This window comes from Methyloglobulus morosus KoM1 (assembly GCF_000496735.2).
Classification (GTDB): Bacteria; Pseudomonadota; Gammaproteobacteria; order Methylococcales; family Methylomonadaceae; genus Methyloglobulus; species Methyloglobulus morosus.
The window spans coordinates 1-5,340 of sequence record NZ_AYLO01000169.1 but is presented as its reverse complement, the minus strand read 5'-3'; the positions used below and the strand labels follow the sequence as shown (position 1 = coordinate 5,340).

The 5,340-nt window shown below is 41.6% G+C and carries 3 protein-coding genes and 1 riboswitch; all 3 genes read left to right on the top strand.

Annotated features, from left to right (window positions below):
- A partial coding sequence (locus MGMO_RS18355; RefSeq protein WP_161808526.1) for a magnesium transporter occupies window positions 1-683 on the top strand: 683 nt, incomplete at its 5' end.
- 660 nt (window positions 684-1,343) lie between these two features.
- Window positions 1,344-3,164: a hypothetical protein gene (locus MGMO_RS18345; protein WP_023496588.1), complete on the top strand. Its 1,821-nt coding sequence runs from the start codon at window positions 1,344-1,346 to the stop codon at window positions 3,162-3,164.
- An 885-nt stretch (window positions 3,165-4,049) separates the two neighbouring features.
- Window positions 4,050-4,406: a hypothetical protein gene (locus MGMO_RS18335; protein WP_023496587.1), complete on the top strand. Its 357-nt coding sequence runs from the start codon at window positions 4,050-4,052 to the stop codon at window positions 4,404-4,406.
- Window positions 4,407-4,942: 536 nt separating this feature from the next.
- A riboswitch (cyclic di-GMP riboswitch) is annotated at window positions 4,943-5,018 on the top strand.
- Window positions 5,019-5,340 lie beyond the last annotated feature (322 nt).

The following is a 5,340-nucleotide window of genomic DNA, read 5'->3' as shown; positions in this document are numbered from 1 at the left end:
GTAGTTTCCAACACATTGAAATCGGTGACACCTATAAATGGCATTTACTTACTTTTTATCAATCAGTTAAGCTGTACTATTCCGATAATCTCCGGACACCAGTGATTCAGGATATAGATCGTTTGGTCGGGATATGGCAAAACTCAGACCAAGCCTTATCTGCAATAGAGGGAAACCCTTTAAGCCGGGTTATAGCCCGGTTACCCTGGCTGATTGTGGGAACCATGGGTTGTATGCTAGTAACAGGCCTTATGGTAACATTTGAAAGCACGCTGAGGACTGATTTGGCGGTCGCATTTTTCATACCCGGCATCGTGTATCTGGCCGATGCTATCGGTACTCAATCTGAAGCGATTGCCGTTCGGGGGCTCTCATTCACTAATACGCCGATACGCCAGTTATTAAGGGGAGAACTCAAAACAGGCTTTTATCTGGGCATCGCATTGGCGCTCCTTGTTTTTCCGTTAATTTGGCTTACTTTCAATGCATCCCTGGCGCTTGCGGTGTCACTGGCACTGGTTTTTGCCAGCAGCGTCGCCACCAGCATCGGGTTTTTATTGCCATCGATTCTGTCCCGAATGGGGAAAGACCCTGCTTACGGTAGCGGGCCAGTTGCCACGATTGTTCAGGATTTGCTCAGCCTCCTGATCTATCTCAGTGTGGTAAGACTACTGATTTCTTGATAACGGTCCGGCGGATGGAAAATCCACTTGCGACAAGTGATTGTCATTCGTAGCGATAGCCGCGCTCGCAAACATCTAAGCTGTCTCCTGCGAATACTCTGTCATTGGCTTTGCCTTACACTACATTTGTACCGTTCCTTGTGGCTGCTATGGTTTGAGAAGTGCAAGTTGGATGTCCGGATTAAAGAAAACAAGGGTATGATTCTGATAGTCGGCACAGGGTCGGTTTATACTAATTTGCATCAATTTCAAAATAACGCTTGCGACAGTCTGTTTTAGAGATCTTGTCTCGCCTTCAATTATCAAACCGAAATGGCTTGCAGACTTCACTTTTGGTTCAGAAGCCAAGGTCTCCTTCCCTGAAAAAACATTTATTGATCCAGCCTTTAGAAGTATTAAGCGGGAATCTCCGCGTTCTTCTGCTTTCTGCAACACCCTATAAGATGTTCAATGCCTTATGTATCAGTACAATTAACTTTCGTAGTAATTTTTTTGACCAAAAAATATGAATTAGAAAGGTAATATTTCATATTTATCCAGTGGAATAGTTCAACTGACTTTTCCGGAGTTTTTAAGTTAACATCCATGCTTTGTTATTCCGGTAAATATTAACTGCTGAGCGAGAGTTTGGCACTTGGGTTAAAAAATAAGGAGGCATACATGCAGCAAAGAAAAACACGATCCCTCTATGGTGATTTGATACGAGATGCTTTGCTCCATGAACAGCCTTGGCTTAAAAGTGAAGACCTTCCAGAATTTAAGCGGTTTTACGTCAACAATGACCTCATCGAAGCCATCCATAATAATGGCAACCATCTGATAGTTGGTCGCCGTGGAACAGGAAAAACCCATCTGCTAGGTTCATTTGTTGAATTTATCAGGGATGATTGCCCTGATGAAATGGCAATTATGGTCTCAATCTTAGAATCTTTCCCTAAAACGCCCCCCTCGTTAATCTTGGAAACTGAAGAATTTGCCAGCAAGAAAGCGGCCTCTTTCATGTTTGAAGGATTCCTGAAAGTATTGTTCAAGCGCTTTCTTGATCGAGCGACAGAAAGATTGGAGGTGGTAAGCATTCGAAAGACCAAGGCAGATGCTAAGTTGTTCGGTAAACAAGTCAATGACCTTTTAACAAATCTGATGGAAGCGATTGAACTAGGGGACTCCTACCAAATAAGCAAAAAAAACTTCTTTACAAAAGAAAAAACTTCTTCTGAAGGGGTGGGGTTAAACGGCAGTGCTGAAGCGCAAATTGACAAATTTATTCCAAAATTAAATGCCGCGATTTCGATAGAAGGTGGGAAAAATAACAAGGGAATTATTAAGACAAAGACAGAAATAGAATCCCTTCTAAGTGTAAATTTATTTCAGGTCAGGGAATTATTCATAGAACTGATTGATGTCTTAGAAATTGAGGTGCTACATATATTGATTGACGAGTGGATGGAGCTGGATAAAAAGGACCCGAGTGGGGTTCAACCCTTGTTTGCTCAGTATCTCAAGACCACGTTTTTTAATGATAAACGCTTTTCCATAAAAATAGCCACTATTTGGCATCAAACCAATCTCTATGACCAGGATGAAGTTGACCGGTCAAAAGGCATCCAACTACGCCATGATATTACTAGGTCGGTTGACCTGGATACTGCTTTTTTAACATCGGATGAAGACGTGTTATCTTTCGTTAAAAATGCACTGTTTAAACGATTGGAATATGCGTGTAAAGAAATAGCATCACTTAAAGACCGAGATGGTGAAGTCAGCGATTTATTTGTGACTGAATTATTCGACAATTTCGAAAACTTTAAGGTGTTTGTCACCGCGTCACACGGTATTCCGCGTGACATGATGTTGTTATTCCAAATTTGTTCCTCAAAAATAAAAAGAAATTTCAATAAAAATTGTATTTGCCATGATCTCATTAACACCACGTCGCAGAATCTATATAACTCCGATAAAAGAAAAAACATTGATCCTTCCTCTACCCCACAAAGGCTTTTACAGCTAATCAATCACTATATGGAAAATACGGGCAGACGGATTTTCATCGTTGAAAACACACAAGTAAAAAAATCCCGGTCTCTTCGAAAATTGGTGGATGAAGAAATGATCCACCAAGTCCCCTCAGCAGTGACACCAAGAATTGTCCGGGACACCCATAAAGTTTTCCAAATTGATTATGGGAATTTTATAGACTGGGTAAAAACGAGAAAGCATCACCTCACCCATATCATTAACGACAAGGTATTGCCCAGTTTTCCAACAAATTTTGACCAGACTTACCAGACTTATTTTTTGGATATTGAATTAGCAATAAAAGACAGGGTGTTTTGTCAATGTGGGCATATATTTTCTAGTCATGACCCAGTGTATTTGAAAGCTTCGATTTGTCCAAAGTGTGCAATAGACTTGCACACAGATGGGATACCTCGTGACCATGTTTCTGAAAGCCGTCATCGAAGCCTGCACGGCATCCAATAAGTTTTGGTAGAGATATTGCTAAGCTAATCAACAATAAAAATAGGGTCGAGGTTTCACTGTGATGATACGAATGTTTGCGTGAATTTTGCGTATTTTATTATGCTGTCACATAACATCTATTAATTCAATTGATTAGCGAAAAATAAACGTTTTCTCAATAGCCGGCTGTGGCTCATATCAACCAACGTATACTAGTCCGGCCATTATGAGACGGTCAAGTTTTCTGGAAGCTGACCCTGAGAATGGGCTTAACGGACGCTCATTTTGACTACACAAGCTTTAGGGACAATCAAATACCAAAGGTCATTTAGTTGTTTTGACAAAATAAACCTATCAATCAATTAAACGCCTTTTATACCTTTCAACCATTTCCAACAAGTCATTGGCGCTAATACAAACAATACCATTTTGGCTAAAGGAAGTGATCAGCCCGGTCAATCGATTTAGGTTGTCATCATTGATGCTGCCTTAGCATGGCATAAGCCAGCAATTCATACCTGATGTGCTTGAAATGGTAGGCAACAAACCCAAATCCGTAATGCTTTCAACAAGCAGTGAATGCTGTCCGTTGTAGCCAAAGGTCATTGCCCGTAAAATCTTGCGCATTCGGGTTTTTCAGGGCAATCCGCATTATTGAGTTTGAGTCAGGTTTGTATTTTGCCAAGTAAGATAAGGCAAAATAGATGGCCGGAAACTGGATATTAAACTTTGTCCTGTCCCGGGATGGCGGGTAATCAAGTTGATATTTTCGGCCAATGTTTGTTATTTTTGACAATGGTTGTACAGTTTCATCTTCTTGATCGGCCAGCCAAAAGCCGTAATACGACCATAACAGTTTCTCTGAGGCTTCGGTCAGTTCATTCCGGTTACTGATGAATCGCTCCCATGCCCGCTGGTCTTGGTATAGCAGCGGATTCCCCAGGGCTTGCCAAATATCATCCTCCTGGCCATCACGGCGTTCTTGAAGAAATTGGGCTATCTTGGCTTGCCGTATACGGCTACAAGATGTTGGTAGTCGCCATTGAACCCGGACTGATTGAATTGCCCGTACAACCTACAAAAGGCGATCCCGATAGCATTTTCAAACCGGTCAAAGGAAAGGGTTCTATTGATGATCGCTGCCAAATCATTAGTTTCCTGAAGGTAGATAGGCAACCAATTATCTACCAGGTCTGTCTCTTCCGATTCGACAAAAGCCAGCGTTACCGAACCTTCAATGCAATAGCCGCACATAACAATTAACAATTAAGGCCACAGGGTTCGTGCCATTGTTTGTGGTTGTAAAAATAATAAACCAAGACTAGGGTTCTTTTCAGTAGAGACAAGGTCTGCTCGATGGCTTTGCTCATGGGCATACTTTACCCAAAATTTAATTGTCCTGCGTGGAATTGCGAGTGCTTTGTGCGATCTACGATGAAAAAACAACGCGAATTGCCCATCAAATCCTTCCCGTATAGGTATTTATACGTATTGCAATTAGATTTGATGTGGTTATCCTGAACGCCAAAGCAACTGACTAGGCGAAAGTGAGGACAGATTTATTCCTATTGGATTTGGCTGGTGTGCTCAAACAAGAGCAACAGGTTTAATTAATGATGGCTGCTTGGCGATTGTCCGTTTTATCAAAGCGTTGCAAGATGTTTTTCCATTAATAATGGCCATTGCCAGGATGGGAAAAGTCCAATTTAACAAATTTATGTTGAGAGGTTGACTTTTTAGGGTTTTCTACTTGTAATAACCCCAAGTCTTAAATAAGAAAAGAATAAAAAGAAGATCATAATAAACAAGGCTAAACCTATCGTAAGGTAGGGGCGGAAAGTCGCGGATCCAAGAATGGAAAGCCGGACTGCCAACGGCGACATTGTGATGGTCGCAGTAGGTAGTTCGGCTTTTTTGTGCCTGCCGAACTGTCGTGGTGAAAAGTAAAAGAATGGGTACCGGCTCAAAGGCCGTACCATTACTGAATCGACAGGTTGGAGAGAACAAAATGAATAAGGTCCCGTCCTTATGCCGTAGTCTTGTGCAAAAAATATCTGCCAACGGCGAAGCCCGCCTCGGCGTACTTTTAAGGGTATTGTTAAGTTAGTATAGCATTTGCTACACTTACCCAATTTGTAGGGGTAAAGGCTAATATGAATTGTCCAAAATGTGGTTCGACCGATTGCGGCAAAGATGG

Excerpts from the sequence above, each read along its gene's own strand:
- MGMO_RS18345 (WP_023496588.1), top strand. The coding sequence starts at position 1,344 with ATGCAGCAAAGAAAAACACGATCCCTCTATGGTGATTTGATACGAGAT.
- MGMO_RS18335 (WP_023496587.1), top strand. The coding sequence starts at position 4,050 with ATGCCCGCTGGTCTTGGTATAGCAGCGGATTCCCCAGGGCTTGCCAAA.